Source organism: Prauserella oleivorans (assembly GCF_042685745.1).
GTDB lineage: Bacteria > Actinomycetota > Actinomycetes > Mycobacteriales > Pseudonocardiaceae > Prauserella_A > Prauserella_A oleivorans.
The window spans coordinates 5,062,451-5,076,377 of record NZ_JBHUNT010000001.1 but is presented as its reverse complement, the minus strand read 5'-3'; the positions used below and the strand labels follow the sequence as shown (position 1 = coordinate 5,076,377).

At 70.2% G+C, this 13,927-nt stretch carries 11 protein-coding genes and 1 pseudogene; 6 read left to right on the top strand and 6 right to left on the bottom strand.

What is annotated here, in order from left to right; genetic code table 11:
- The first annotated feature begins 90 nt into the window (after window positions 1–90).
- Window positions 91–657: a DUF4383 domain-containing protein gene (locus ACFSZT_RS24975; protein ID WP_377385026.1), complete on the top strand. Its 567-nt coding sequence runs from the start codon at window positions 91–93 to the stop codon at window positions 655–657.
- Between the two features lie 7 nt (window positions 658–664).
- Here ACFSZT_RS24975 and ACFSZT_RS24970 read toward each other — a convergent pair whose 3' ends face one another.
- Window positions 665–1,414: a PP2C family protein-serine/threonine phosphatase gene (locus tag ACFSZT_RS24970; RefSeq protein ID WP_377385028.1), complete on the bottom strand. Its 750-nt coding sequence runs from the start codon at window positions 1,412–1,414 to the stop codon at window positions 665–667.
- Between the two features lie 337 nt (window positions 1,415–1,751).
- Between ACFSZT_RS24970 and dnaE the strand changes: the two genes are divergently transcribed.
- Complete coding sequence (dnaE, locus tag ACFSZT_RS24965; RefSeq protein ID WP_377385030.1) at window positions 1,752–5,321, top strand: DNA polymerase III subunit alpha; 3,570 nt, start codon at window positions 1,752–1,754, stop codon at window positions 5,319–5,321.
- Between the two features lie 67 nt (window positions 5,322–5,388).
- The gene (locus tag ACFSZT_RS24960) at window positions 5,389–6,864 is read left to right on the top strand and encodes an MFS transporter (RefSeq protein WP_377385032.1); all 1,476 of its coding nucleotides are present in this window, start codon (window positions 5,389–5,391) and stop codon (window positions 6,862–6,864) included.
- Between the two features lie 285 nt (window positions 6,865–7,149).
- On the opposite strand, the gene ACFSZT_RS24955 is transcribed toward ACFSZT_RS24960, so the two are convergent.
- On the bottom strand, window positions 7,150–7,902 hold the full coding sequence (locus ACFSZT_RS24955) for an SIR2 family NAD-dependent protein deacylase (RefSeq protein ID WP_377385033.1): 753 nt from the start codon (window positions 7,900–7,902) through the stop codon (window positions 7,150–7,152).
- Between the two features lie 305 nt (window positions 7,903–8,207).
- Between ACFSZT_RS24955 and ACFSZT_RS24950 the strand changes: the two genes are divergently transcribed.
- The gene (locus ACFSZT_RS24950; RefSeq protein WP_377385035.1) at window positions 8,208–8,477 is read left to right on the top strand and encodes a hypothetical protein; all 270 of its coding nucleotides are present in this window, start codon (window positions 8,208–8,210) and stop codon (window positions 8,475–8,477) included.
- A gap of 341 nt (window positions 8,478–8,818) precedes the next feature.
- On the opposite strand, the gene ACFSZT_RS24945 is transcribed toward ACFSZT_RS24950, so the two are convergent.
- The 4 genes from ACFSZT_RS24945 to ACFSZT_RS24930 all read right to left on the bottom strand — a co-directional run bounded on the left by ACFSZT_RS24945 (window position 8,819) and on the right by ACFSZT_RS24930 (window position 12,189).
- Entirely contained in the window at window positions 8,819–9,475 is a 657-nt protein-coding gene (locus ACFSZT_RS24945; protein WP_377385036.1) for a DedA family protein, read from the bottom strand.
- Window positions 9,476–9,601: 126 nt separating this feature from the next.
- Window positions 9,602–10,612: a lipoyl synthase gene (gene lipA / locus ACFSZT_RS24940; RefSeq protein ID WP_377385039.1), complete on the bottom strand. Its 1,011-nt coding sequence runs from the start codon at window positions 10,610–10,612 to the stop codon at window positions 9,602–9,604.
- Window positions 10,613–10,648: 36 nt separating this feature from the next.
- Window positions 10,649–11,605, bottom strand: coding sequence for an oxidoreductase (locus tag ACFSZT_RS24935; RefSeq protein ID WP_377385041.1), 957 nt, complete (start codon window positions 11,603–11,605; stop codon window positions 10,649–10,651).
- 41 nt (window positions 11,606–11,646) lie between these two features.
- A complete protein-coding gene (locus tag ACFSZT_RS24930; protein ID WP_377385043.1) occupies window positions 11,647–12,189 on the bottom strand; it encodes a hypothetical protein in 543 nt (180 codons plus the stop codon).
- A 130-nt stretch (window positions 12,190–12,319) separates the two neighbouring features.
- On the opposite strand from ACFSZT_RS24930, the gene ACFSZT_RS24925 reads away from it, so the two are divergent.
- Both ACFSZT_RS24925 and ACFSZT_RS24920 read left to right on the top strand, forming a co-directional pair.
- On the top strand, window positions 12,320–12,919 hold the full coding sequence (locus tag ACFSZT_RS24925) for a TetR/AcrR family transcriptional regulator (protein ID WP_377385045.1): 600 nt from the start codon (window positions 12,320–12,322) through the stop codon (window positions 12,917–12,919).
- Window positions 12,920–12,988: 69 nt separating this feature from the next.
- A pseudogene (locus ACFSZT_RS24920) lies at window positions 12,989–13,923 on the top strand (LLM class F420-dependent oxidoreductase).
- The last annotated feature ends 4 nt before the right edge of the window (window positions 13,924–13,927 follow it).

Genomic DNA, 13,927 nt, shown 5'->3' with positions numbered 1-13,927 from the left:
CGCGGGCAGGCGATCGAGCCGGTTTCGATCGATCTCCAGCGGCAATCCCTACGACTGTGATGTCCACTACGCCCAGCTAGGGAGACGGACATGGATCGTGGGACCGAAACGCGGGTCCGCCGGGCAGGTATGCAGCCCGTGCAGCTGCTGGCCGGACTGGTCGGGCTCGTCTACCTCGCACTCGGCATCATCGGGTTCGTGCTGACCGGGTTCGGCGACTTCACCGGCACCGATCACAGCACACTGCTGGTGTTCGGCATCAACCCGCTGCACAACATCGTGAACCTGGTGGTCGGTGTGCTCGGCGTGCTGATGGCGCTCAACTCGAGCATGGCGCGCACGTACGGCTGGCTGCTCTTCATCGGCTTCGGCCTGCTGTTCGTCTGGGGCCTGGCGATCACCGGGGTCTTCTCGAGCAATCCGGTGTCCGGTCTGGGCAACCCGCTCAACATCAACAACCCGGACAACTGGCTGCACCTCGGTACCGCGCTGGTCGGCCTGCTGATCGCGGTGATGCCGGCGCGCAAGAAGATCGTGCAGACCACCGACACGGCGGGTACCGCGGGTATGCGGCCGGGCGAGGGGATGGACGCCGCGGCCGGCCGTGGGCAGGCGTCGCCACGCAGGCTCTGGCGTCGCCGCGGCGCCGCCACCTGACGGTCGCTCAGCCGTCGAGGTAGGCCACCACGCAGGTGATGTTGTCGGGTCCGCCGCCCTCGTTGGCCCGGTCGATGAGCCGCTGGACGGCGTCGGCGGGGGCGTCGGCCGACGAGAGCACCTCGCGGATCTCCTCGGGCTCGGCGACGTCGGTGAGCCCGTCCGAGCACAGCAGGTACCGGTCGCCGGGCCTGCCGGTGTGCAGCGTCAGGTCCGGCTCGGCGGGCTGCCCGGCCAGGAGCGCCTTGACCAGTACAGAGCGGCTCGGGTGGCGCGCGGCGAGCTCGGCGGGGAGCTTGCCTTCGTCGACGAGGGTCTGGACCATCGTGTGGTCCCGCGTCAGCTGTGTCAGCTCGCCGTCCCGCAGCAGGTAGCCGCGGGAGTCGCCGATGTGCGCGAGCCCGAACGTCGCGCCGCCGTCCCACAGCATCGCGGTGAGCGTGGTGCCCATGCCCGCCAGGTCGGGATCGGCCTCGACCCGCTGGCTGAGCTTGGCGGCGGCCTCGGCGATGGCGGACGCGAGCTCCGAGCGCGGATCGAACGTCCCGGTCCCCGCGTCGGTCAGCCGGTCGTCCAGCGCGGCGATCGCCTCGATGGCGATCGCGCTGGCCACCTCGCCCGCGGCGTGCCCGCCCATCCCGTCGGCGACGGCGAGCAGCCGCGGGGTCGCGTAGGCGGAGTCCTCGTTCGCGCTGCGCCGCCGGCCGACGTCCGAGCCCACCGCGTACCGCAGCTCGAGCGCCTCGTCACGTGTCATGGGTGCAGTGAACCACTGCCGGTGGACGGCGGTGACAACGCCGTCCGGCTCGGACCCGGGCCGGTGACCTCGTCATGGCTCCGGAATCCCACCCCGGGCAGCTCCTGCGCGCCGGGTTCACCCGCCGGTGGCTCGGTTCCGGTGCTCCCCGCCGGGGGAGACGGGTGCCGATCCGGGCGTCCTGACGGAGGTGCTGACGGCCGGGCTCGGCCGTAGCGCATGCGAACTCGCGCCGGCGCGGCACGTCTGCTCGGGTTCTGTCGGAGCCGCGGTTTAGGGTAGGGAGCCTGGAGATCGCGGGTCTCGCCGTCGGGCGACCAAGGGGAGGTTTTCGCCGGTGCCGAACGATTCCTTCGTCCACCTGCATGTGCACACCGAGTACTCGATGCTCGATGGTGCGGCGAAGATCGCTCCGCTGTTCGCGGAGGCGTCCCGGCTGGAGATGCCCGCCGTCGGCATGACCGACCACGGCAACATGTACGGCGCCGACGAGTTCTACCAGCAGGCGAAGAAGGCGGGCATCAAGCCGATCATCGGCATCGAGGCCTACATCGCGCCGGAGAGCCGGTTCCACAAGAAGCCGGTGTTCTGGGGGCAGAGCAGTCAGCGCGGCGCCGACGAGTACGGCGAGGGCGGCGACGTCTCGGGTGGCGGTGCCTACACGCACATGACGATGCTCGCCGAGAACGCCACCGGCCTGCGGAACCTGTTCAAGCTGTCGTCGCTGGCGAGCATCCAGGGCTACTACCGCAAGCCCCGAATGGACCGCGAGCTGATCGCCGAGAACGCCGAGGGGATCATCGCCACCACCGGCTGCCCGTCCGGCGAGGTGCAGACGCGGCTGCGGCTGGGACAGGCCGACAAGGCATTGCAGGCCGCCGCCGACTACCGCGACATCTTCGGGCCGGACAACTTCTTCCTGGAGCTGATGGACCACGGTCTGCCCATCGAGCGCTCCGTGCGGCAAGGCCTGCTGGAGATCGGCCGCAAGCTGAACCTCACGCCGCTGGCCACCAACGACTCCCACTACGTCACCAAGGACCAGGCCGACTCGCACTCGGCGCTGCTGTGCGTCCAGTCGGGCAAGACGCTGTCCGACCCGAACCGGTTCAAGTTCGACGGCGACGGCTACTACCTCAAGTCCGCGGCCGAGATGCGCGAGTACTGGGACGCCGAGGTGCCGGGCGCGGCCGACGCGACGTTGCTGATCGCCGAGCGCGTGCAGTCCTACGAGGACGTGTACGCCCACCGCGACCGGATGCCGAAGTTCGACGTGCCGGAGGGCTACGACGAGGCCAGCTGGCTGCACCACGAGGTGATGAAGGGCCTCGAGTGGCGATTCCCGGACGGCATCCCGGACGGCTACGTCGAGCGGGCCGAGATGGAGCTCGGCGTCATCGCCCAGAAGGGTTTCCCCGCGTACTTCCTCGTCGTGGCGGACCTCTGCAACTACGCGCGCAGCGTGGGCATTCGCGTCGGCCCCGGGCGTGGGTCGGCCGCGGGCGCGCTGGTGGCGTACGCGCTCGGTATCACCAACCTGGACCCGATCCCGCAGAACCTGCTGTTCGAGCGGTTCCTCAACCCCGAGCGCGAGTCGATGCCGGACATCGACATCGACTTCGACGACCGGCGGCGTGGCGAGATGGTCCGGTACGCCACCGAGAAGTACGGCGCCGACAAGGTCGCCCAGGTGATCACCTTCGGCACCATCAAGACCAAGGCCGCCATCAAGGACGCCGCGCGGGTGCACTTCGGCCAGCCCGGCTACTCGATCGCCGACCGGATCTCCAAGGCGCTGCCGCCGCCGATCATGGCGAAGGACATTCCGCTGTCGGGGATCGTCGACCCGGAGCACGAGCGGTACGGCGAGGCCGCCGAGGTGCGCTCGCTGATCGAGACCGACGACGAGGTCAAGACGATCTTCGAGACCGCGCGCGGTCTGGAGGGCCTGATCCGCAACGCGGGTGTGCACGCGTGCGCGGTCATCATGTCGAGCGAGCCGTTGATCGACACGATCCCGCTCTGGCAGCGGGACGACGGCTCGATCATCACCGGCTGGGACTACCCGTCGTGTGAGGCCATCGGCCTGTTGAAGATGGACTTCCTGGGCCTGCGCAACCTCACGGTCATCGGCGACGCCATCGACAACATCAAGGCCAACCGCGGCGAGGAGATCGACCTCGACCGCCTCGGTCTCGACGACCCGGAGGCGTACAAGCTGCTGGGCCGTGGCGACACGCTCGGCGTGTTCCAGCTCGACGGCGGCGCGATGCGCGACCTGCTGCGCCGGATGCAGCCGACCGGCTTCGAGGACATCGTCGCCGTGCTGGCCCTGTACCGGCCCGGCCCGATGGGCATGAACGCCCACAACGACTACGCCGACCGCAAGAACGGCCGGCAGGAGATCAAGCCGATCCATCCGGAGCTCGAGGAGCCCCTGAAGGACATCCTGGCCGAGACGTACGGCCTGATCGTCTATCAGGAGCAGATCATGCAGATCGCCCGGACGGTCGCCGGCTACTCGATGGGCCGCGCGGACGTGCTGCGGCGGGCGATGGGCAAGAAGAAGAAGGAAGTCCTGGAGAAGGAGTTCGAGGGCTTCCACGCCGGGATGAAGGCCAACGGGTTCTCGGACGAGGCCATCCAGGCACTGTGGGACACCATCCTTCCCTTCGCCGGGTACGCCTTCAACAAGAGCCACGCCGCCGGGTACGGCCTGGTGTCGTACTGGACCGCCTACCTCAAGGCGAACTATCCCGCCGAGTACATGGCGGCGCTGCTCACCTCGGTCGGCGACAACAAGGACAAGTCCGCCGTGTACCTGTCCGAGTGCCGCAGGCTGGGCGTGAAGGTGCTGCCCCCGGACGTCAACGAGTCCGGCCAGCGGTTCGCCGCGGTCGGCGACGACATCCGCTTCGGCCTGGGCGCGGTCCGCAACGTCGGGGCGAACGTCGTCGACTCGATCATCAAGACGCGCGAGGAGAAGGGTAAGTACTCCTCGTTCACCGACTTCCTCGACAAGTCCGAGCTCGTGGTCTGCAACAAGCGCGTGCTGGAGTCGTTGATCAAGGCCGGTGCGTTCGACTCGCTCGGCAACACCAGGCTGTCGATGGTGCAGGTGCACGAGGACGCCGTGGAAGCCGTCGTGCCGCTCAAGCGGCAGGAGGCGATGGGCCAGTTCGACCTCTTCGGCGGGGGCGGTGCCGACGACGCGGCATCGGTGTCGGCCTCGTCGCCGCTGGCGCACCTGAAGTTCGGCGAGGAGGAGTACCCGCGCAAGCAGAAGCTCGCCTACGAGCGCGAGATGCTCGGCCTGTACGTGTCGGCACACCCGCTGGACGGCGCCGAGCGGATCCTGCGCAAGCACGCCAAGCGGCCGATCGCGGCCATCTTGGCCGACCCGCCCAAGGAGGGCGAGATCGAGATCGCCGGTCTGCTCACGTCGGTCGAGCGGCGGGTGAACAAAAAGGGCGAGCCATGGGCGATCTGCGTGGTCGAGGACATGGACGCCTCGCTGGAGGTGCTGTTCTTCCCGAAGTCCTACGCGTTGTTCGCGGCCGACCTGGTGGAGGACAACGCCGTCGTGGTCAAGGGCCGCGTCAACTGGCGTGACGACAAGATGTCGGTGTTCGGCGGCGGTCTCGTGCCGCTGGACCTCAGCGATGTGGGGCCCGGTGACGAGGAGCCGCCGCTGATGCTGGTGGCCTCCGCGGAGAAGCTCAACCACGGCGTCGTCACCGAGCTCAAGCAGACCCTGCAGGCCCACCGCGGTGACACCCCCGTGCGGCTGAAGCTGCTCGGCAGGCAGCGGGAAACCGTGTTCGCGCTGTACGACTATCCGGTGAAGGTCAGCTCGATGCTGATCGGCGAACTCAAGGGCATACCGGGCATCACGGCCAGTTCCTAGGCAGTGTGCCCCGCGCCTTCGCCGGGCTGCCCGGCGAAGGCGCGGGGCCGGTGCCTACCGTGGACGAGTGAGCCAGCCGGACACCGACGAGCCCGACCCGCGCCGCTGGCGGGCACTCGCCGTCACCCTCACCGCCGGTTTCATGTCGTTGCTCGACGTCAGCATCGTCAACGTGGCGCTGCCGTCGATCCAGACCGGGCTCGGCGCCTCGGTCGCCGGGACGCAGTGGGTGGTGTCCGGCTACGCGCTGACCTTCGGGCTCGTACTCGTCACGGGCGGGCGGCTCGGCGACGCGCTGGGGCGCAGGCGGATGTTCCTCATCGCGTTGTCGGCGTTCATCGCCACGAGCGCGGTCGCCGGCGCCAGCGTCGACGAGACGATGCTCGTCGGCGCCCGGCTGCTGCAGGGCGCCGCGGCGGGCATGCTCACCCCGCAGAACACCGGGCTGATCCAGGAACTGTTCCGCGGCGCCGAGCGCGGCAGGGCGTTCGGCTTGTTCGGTGCCACGGTCGGGATCTCGACGGCGGTGGGGCCGGTGCTCGGCGGGTTGATCATCTCCGGGTTCGGCGCCGACAACGGCTGGCGATGGGTCTTCTACGTCAACGTGCCGATCGGGCTGCTCGCGCTGGTGCTCGCGTCCAGGTTGCTGCCGCGAGCACCCGCGCGGCGGGGCACGCTGCGGTCCCAGCTCGACTTCCCCGGCATGGTGTTGCTCGGGCTCACCGTGCTGGGTCTGCTGTTGCCGCTCGTGCAGTCGGAGCAGGGTGGGCTGAGCGCGCTCTGGTGGCTCTTCCCACTGGCGCTGGTGTTCGGGTTCGTCTTCGTGCGCTGGGAGCTGCGCGTGCTGCGCAAGGACTGTGTGCCGCTGCTCGATCCGCGGCTCTACACGCGGACGCCGGGCTACGCCCTGGGCGCGGCCATCGGCGCGACCTACTTCTGCGGGTTCGCCGGTATGTGGCTGGTGTTCGCGATGTTCTTCCAACGGGGACTCGGCTACTCGCCGCTGGAGTCGGGCCTGCTGGTGACGCCGTTCGCGCTCGGCTCGGCGGTGTCGGCGGCCATCGCCGGGCGGGCCGTGGCGCGCTGGGGTCGCCGCGTCACGGTCACCGGGCTCTGTCTGGTGGCCTGCGGGCTGGGACTGGTCGCGCTGCTCGTCCCGCTGGTTCCCGAGTCGGCGATCGGGTACGCGGTCGCCGGTCCGTTGCTTCTCGCCGGGGTCGGCGGCGGCATGGTGATCTCACCCAACACCACGCTCACGCTCGATAGCGTGCCCACCCGTATGGCCGGGGTCGCCGGTGGTGCCCTGCAGACCGGTCAGCGGCTGGGCACGGCCCTCGGGGTCGCCGTGCTGGGCTCGGTGTTCCACGCGGGCGTGTCCGCCTCGGACGAGGACTACCGGGTGGCGCTGGCGGCGGCGATGCTCTGCTCGGTCTGCTTCACCCTCGCCGCACTGGCGCTGGCGGTGGTGGACGCGAGGCAGCATCCTCACCGTCGTCTCACCGAGCAAGCACAGTCCGTGACGAGGACTGGTCCAAACAGGTGAGGTTGGGCGCTCACGACTGGTGTTACGGAGAGCAACCAGGTAGACGTTACTGGTGCCTTCGATGAGGCTTTCGACTACCCAGCGTGGCAGTTCGGCGGGTGACCGGGGATGGGGGCAGCGACCGCGTCAGCGCCGCGAGTGCGTGCGACGAACCGTGTCGGTCACTCTGGGTGACCTCATGAATGCGAACCCGTCGGCTGCGGGGGATCGTCGGTTTCGTGCGGGCACCGCCAGGGTGAGCCCCGGACGTTGGGGGCCGGGGCTCACCCTGCACCCCGGCGCCGGTCACACCAATGCCGGCAGGACCTCGGCCAACGGCCCACGCAACACCACCGCGGCCTGGTCGTCGTAGGGCGTCGGCGAGGCGTTGCACACGATCACCGCGGCGCCCGCGCTCGCCGCGAGCCCGACCAGCCCGGCCGCGGGGTGGACGGTAAGCGAGCTGCCCGCCACGAGCATCAGGTCGCACGACACCGCCGCGACCCGCGCCCGCTCCAGCACGTCGACGTCGAGCGCCTGGCCGAACGAGATCGTCGCCGACTTCAGGATCCCGCCGCACTCGCTGCAGGGCGGGTCGGTCTCGCCCGCGCGCACGCGCGCCAGCGCCTCCTGCATGTCGCGGCGGTCGTCGCAGTCCAGGCAGACGGTCTGGAACATGGTGCCGTGCAGCTCGATCACCAGATCCGGGTCCGAGCCCGCCTTCTGGTGCAGCTCGTCGATGTTCTGCGTGATGATCGCGGACAGCCGGCCGGTGCGTTCGAGGTCGACGAAGGCCTGGTGGGCGGCGTTCGGCCGCGCCTGCCACGCCGGGTGCCCGGTGCGGTTGCGCCAGCTCTGCTCGCGGACCTCCTTGCTGCTGACGTAGGCCTGCAGGTTGGAGAGCTTCTCGGCGGCCGGGTCCTTCGTCCACACTCCGTTGGGCCCGCGAAAGTCGGGGATGCCGGAGTCGGTGGAGATCCCCGCGCCGGTCATGGCGACGATTCGGCGCGAGGCGGCCACCAGGTCACGAGCGCGCGTCAGGTCCTCGGCGGAGTCCATGCCGTCCATGATGCGACTACCCGTTCGCCGGTGGCAGGCCGGCGGTGAAGGCGGGGCTCGGCCCGGTGATCTCCACGGCGGTGCCGTCGGAGCAGGCCCGGGCACCGGTGAGGCGGCCGAGGCCACCGAGGGCGAACGGGAACGCCCGCCGACGCCAAGGCCGTGCTCAGCGAGAACTACCAGCGCTTGGCCCAGGTCCAGAGTGCGGCGGCCACGGAGCTCGACACGGCGGCGCTCATGTACGACGACACCGACCACGCCGAGTGCCGCGCGCATCGACGCGACCTACGAGAGGTGAGCAGCTCTTGAGTGACTCACCCGCCACCGTGCTGACCGATCCGACGGCCTCCGACCCGGTGCCCGACCTGCTCGAGAACGTCATCGGCATCAGCCAGTACATCAGCGTGTCCTACCGGGTCGGCCAGGCCACCGACTTGATCTTCGACGTCAACCCGTCCGAATGGGTCGCCCGCGAGTTCGCCGGGGACTGGGAACTGGTCCAGAAAGCCGGCGTCGCGATGGAGAACCTCGGCGCGTTCAAGACGAGTTCGCCCGCGTCGTCTCCACCCAGCTGACCGCCGTCGGCGAAGGCTGGCAGGGCAACGCCGCCGATAGCGCCAACGAGTACTTCGGTCGACGATCCCGAGTTCACAAGCCTTGTCGACGACATCACATCCGGGCGCCGGAGCCTGCGCGACACCTCCACCTCGCCGGCGTTCGCTGGCCCGTACCGGCGAGCAGCAGTAGACGCCGGTGATGCCGACGAGGAGGATTTCAGCGACCGGACCTGGCTGAGGTAGATCGGCGGGCCCCCCTGGCGACGCGGGCGGCGGACACGGCTACCGGAACGGCAGACACGGTGACGGCAACGGCGGACACGGCGACGCGGCGGCCGACACGGGAGCCGCCGCAGGGGTCAGCTCCGGCGGGTGACCGAATCGTCGTCCGCCGCGTCGGTGAGCACCGCCGCGGCCTTCTTGCGCTTGTAGCGGATCAACGCGATCACGGCGACCACGGCCAGCACGCCGACCACGATCATCCCGCCTGTGCTCAGCATGCCCTCGACGCGGCGGGCGGCCTCACCGAGAGCGGCGCCGATCCCGATGTGCAGCGCCGACCAGCACAGGGCACCGGAGGCGGCCGCGGGCAGGAACTTGCGGTAGGCCAGCCCGGACGTGCCCGCCGCCGCCGGCGTCAGCGTGCGGACGACCGGCAGGAACCGGGCGAAGAACACGGCCCACGCACCGCGCCGCTGCAGGATGCCGGTGGCCTTGTCCCACGCGTCGGTGCCGTACTTCTGGATCAGCTTGGTGTCCCGCAGCCGCGGGCCGAACCGCCTGCCGATGGCGTAGCCGATGGAGTCACCGGTCGCGGCGCACACGGTGACGACGACCCACAGGATGATGAACCGCGGCGCGGTGGTCGCGGTGGTCGCGGCGATCAGCAGGCCGGACTCGCCGGGAGCGAGGAAGCCGAGGCCGATGGTGCATTCGAGGAACACCAGCAGTCCCGTGGCACCGACCAGCGCCGGTTGCGGCAGGCTCTGTAGCCAGTTGAGCAGGTCGGTAACCACGAGTCTTCCCCTTGTTCGTCATCCCCCGGCCGGCGCGCTTGCGCTCCGCTTCCGGTGACGACAGTAGCGTTCGAAGGGTTCGCCTGTGCTCAGGGATTCCCCGGATTCCTCAGCCCTACGACAGCCCTACGACGACTGGCGCGCCAGTACGCTGCTGGCCTCCTGCGCGGCGGGTGCGGCAGCGGCGAGGTGGCTCAGGTTCTCCGGCAGCGGCTCGCCACGGTGCGCCTTGGTCTGCGCGTAGAGCTTGCCCGCCCGGTACGACGACCGGACCAGCGGGCCGGCCATGACACCGGCGAACCCGAGCGCCTCGGCGGCCTTGGTGTGCTCGACGAACTCCTCCGGCTTGACCCACCGGTCCACCGGGTGGTGCCGCGGGGAGGGCCGCAGGTACTGCGTGATGGTGAGGATCTCGCAGCCCGCGTCGACGAGGTCCCGCATCGCCGGCTCCACCTCCTCGGGGGTCTCGCCCATGCCGAGGATGAGGTTCGACTTGGTGACCAGGCCGGCCTCCCGCGCCCGGGTGATCACCTCGAGCGAGCGGGCGTAGCGGAAGCCGGGCCGGATGCGCTTGAAGATGCGCGGCACCGTCTCGACGTTGTGCGCGAGCACCTCGGGCTGCGAGCCGAACACCTCGGCCAGCTGGTCGGGGTCGGCGTTGAAGTCCGGGATGAGCAGCTCGACACCGGTGCCGGGGTTGAGCGCGTGGATCTGCCGGACGGTCTCGGCGTACAGCCACGCACCGCCGTCGGGCAGGTCGTCGCGGGCCACACCCGTCACCGTCGAGTAGCGCAGACCCATCGCCTGCACGCTCTCGGCGACCCGGCGCGGCTCGTCCCGATCGAGCTCCGCGGGCTTGCCGGTGTCGATCTGGCAGAAGTCGCAGCGCCGCGTGCACTGGTCGCCGCCGATGAGGAAGGTGGCCTCGCGGTCCTCCCAGCATTCGTAGATGTTGGGACAGCCCGCCTCTTCGCACACGGTGTGCAGACCCTCACGGCGGACGAGCCCCTTGAGTTCGGTGAATTCGGGGCCCATGCGCGCGCGGGTCTTGATCCACGGCGGCTTCTTCTCGATCGGCGTCTGGCTGTTGCGAACCTCGAGCCGCAGCAGCTTCCGACCTTCCGGCACAACAGTCACGGGCCCCAATGTACGCCCTGACGATCGGCGGTGTCGTTACGCGGGATCGGGGGTGATCCCGGTCAACTTGGCGGTGAGGTCCCACAGCCGGGCACCCAGCTCGCGGTCGCGGGCGGGCGGCAGCGGCTTGCCCACGGCGGGGTGCCCGCGCAACCCGAACGGACCTCGCGGACCCACGTACTCGCCGCCCCGGATGCCGGGGGCGGTCGCGGCATACAGCTGGGGGAGCGCGCCCATGTGGACGTTCTGCGCGATGAGCAGCTCGCCCAGCCGGATGGTGGTGTCGACCACGGTACGGAGCACGACGTGGCTGCGGGACCTGGCCATCGTCGAGCCGAGTTCGCTGCGGCTGTACCCGGGGTGGGCGGCGATGCTGAGCACGGGGTCGTGCGCGGCCCGCAGGCGACGGTCGAGCTCGGCCGCGAACACCTGGTCGGCGAGCTTCGACTGCCGGTACGCGGTGGCCGGGTTGTAGCGCCTGCGCTCGAAGTTCGGGTCGTCGAGGTCGAGGCTGCTGCCGGTGGCGGCGGCACTGGAGACGGTGACCACGCGCGGATCCCGGCCGCGGCGCAGTGCCGGCATGAGCAGCCACGTCAGCGCCGCGGGGCCGAGGTAGTTGGTGCCGAACTGGGTTTCGAAGCCGTCTTTCGTGACGCCCTTGGGCGGCGCCATGACACCGGCGTTGTTGACGAGGACGTCGAGGGTGTCGCCGGTCTGTTCACGCACGGTCGCGGCGGCGTCGCGGACCGAGGCGAGGTCGGCGAGATCGAGGGAGATGAGCACCGGCCGGGCGCGTGCCCGTTCGGCGACGGTGTCGAGTGCCCGTACTCCGCGCTCGGCCGACCGGCACGCCAGCAGCACCGTGGCGCCCTTCTCCGCCAGCACCTGCGCGGTCCGCAGGCCCAGTCCGGAGTTGGCGCCGGTGACCAGCACCGTGCGGCCGGTCTGGTCGGGGATGTCCGCCTCGGTCCACGTCCCGGGTTGGCTAGCCATGGCGACAGCTAACTACACGTGCTGGCACCCTGCCAACAGGGTCAGCTCGCGGGCGCGAGCTTGCGCAGCAACTGGCCCACCGGGTTGGTCCGGCGCGGTGCGGTGAGGTGCGCCGAGCGGGCACGCAGCAGCGACAGGAACGCGTTGCCGACCGCGGTCACCTCGTCCTGCGGTTCACCCGGCTCGGCGAGGCCGGCCGTGGTGGCGAGCATGCGCAGCTCGGCCTCGTGGGCACGGCGCAGTGCAGGGTGGCGGTCGATGTGGGCGTCGAGCACGGCGCGCAGCGTGGCGTTGTCGCGCACGGTGGCGCGCCAGGCGCGCGACACGGCCTCGAGGTGGTCGTCCTCGCCGCCACCGGGCACCCCGGCCGCGTCCTCGGGACCCGCGACCTCGGCCCGCAGCCTGCCGGTCAGTGCCTGCAGCCAGCGGTAGTGCATGGCCAGCAGGAGGTTCTCCTCGCTGCCGAACAGTTCCTCGGCGCCCTCGATCTCCGCGAACCGCAGCGCTGCCTGCGGATCATGCCGTGCCTGCCGCAGCGCGGTGTCGATGACGTCGCGCCGGCGGTAGTAGTCGTTCCAGCTCATGGCCTGATCCCCTTCCGTGACGCGGCTCATACCGTCGGTTTGCGGCATACTCGCGGTACGGACCTGACACGCACAACATACCACCGGTATGGAGGTCCTACGCGGGCGTAGAGTTGTGAGCGTGGTGACAATGCGGTCCAGGCGTGAGGACTATTCGGAATCGACGCGGTCGGCCCTGGTCAGCAGCGCTGTCCGGCTGTTCACGGAACGCGGCTACGCCGGTACGTCGCTGGACGAGATCGCCAAGCGGGCCCGGGTCACGAAGGGCGCTCTGTACCACCACTTCAGTGGCAAGCAGGCCATCTTCGAGGCGGCGTTCGACGCGGTCGAGGCCGAGGTCAAAGGACGCCTGGAGAAGATACTCGGCGGACCGGAGACGCCCTGGGATCGCGCGCTGGCCGGCCTGCGGGAGTTCATCACCAGCTGCCTGGACCCCGCCTACCAGCGCCTCGCCATCCACGAGGCACCCGTCGTCATGGGGTGGCAGCGGTGGCGCGAGGCGGAGGACCGGTACAGCTTCGGCCTGATCCGGCAGGCGCTGCGTGACCTGATCGACGCCGGCGAGATCCTCGAGGTCCCGGTCGAGATCACCTCGCGACTGCTGTTCGGCGCGCTCGTCAGCGCCGCGACGGAGATCGCGAGCTCGCCCGACCCGCAGCAGGTCGGCGCGCAGATCGAGGACGTCATCGTCCGGCTGCTGCACCAGGTCCGGCGGGTCGGTTCGCACTAGCCGGTACGCCCGCCCGTCTGCCACCACCGCCCAACGGAGACGCTGTGCGTCGCAGCTAGGCTCGAAACCGTGGAACTGAGGATCTTCACCGAACCCCAGCAGGGCGCCGACTACGAGGACCTGCTCCGAGTCGCCAAGGCCACCGAAGACGCCGGCTTCGACGCGTTCTTCCGGTCCGATCACTACCTCAAGATGGGCTCGGTCTCCGGGCTGCCGGGACCCACCGACGCGTGGGTCACCCTGGCCGGCCTGGCGCGGGAGACCAACCGCATCCGGCTCGGCACACTGGTCACCGCCGCGACGTTCCGCCACCCGTCGGTGCTGGCGATCTCCGTCGCGCAGGTCGACCGCATGTCGGGCGGCCGGATCGAGTTCGGCTTCGGGTCGGGCTGGTACAAGGACGAGCACACGGCGTACGGGATCGACCTGCCGCCCGTGAAGACGCTGTTCGACCGCTACAGCGAGCAGCTCGCCATCATCACCGGCCTGTGGGAGACGCCGGAGGGCGACACCTTTCCTACTCCGGTGAGCACTACACCCTCACCGACTCGCCGGCCCTGCCGAAGCCCGCGCAGCGGCCGCGGCCGCCGGTGATCCTCGGCGGCACCGGTAAGAAGCGCACGCCGCAGCTCGCCGCCCGCCACGCCGACGAGTTCAACATCCCGTTCAACGACGCCGACACCGCGCTGGCGCAGTTCGAACGCGTGGACGCCGCGGCCCAGGCCGCGGGCCGGGACCCCAAGTCGATCCTGCGCTCCGCCGCGCTCGTCGTGGCGGTCGGCCGGGACGAGGCCGAGGTCGCCCGGCGCGCCGACGCGATCGGCCGCGAGGTCCCGGAGCTGCGGCAGAACGGGCTGGCCGGCACGCCCGCCGAAGTGGTCGACACCATCGGGCGCTGGCGCGAGAAGACCGGCATCACGCGGCTCTACCTGCAGGTGCTGGACCTCTCCGACCTCGACCACCTGGAGCTCATCGCCTCCGAGGTGACGCGCCAGCTCGACTAGCGCC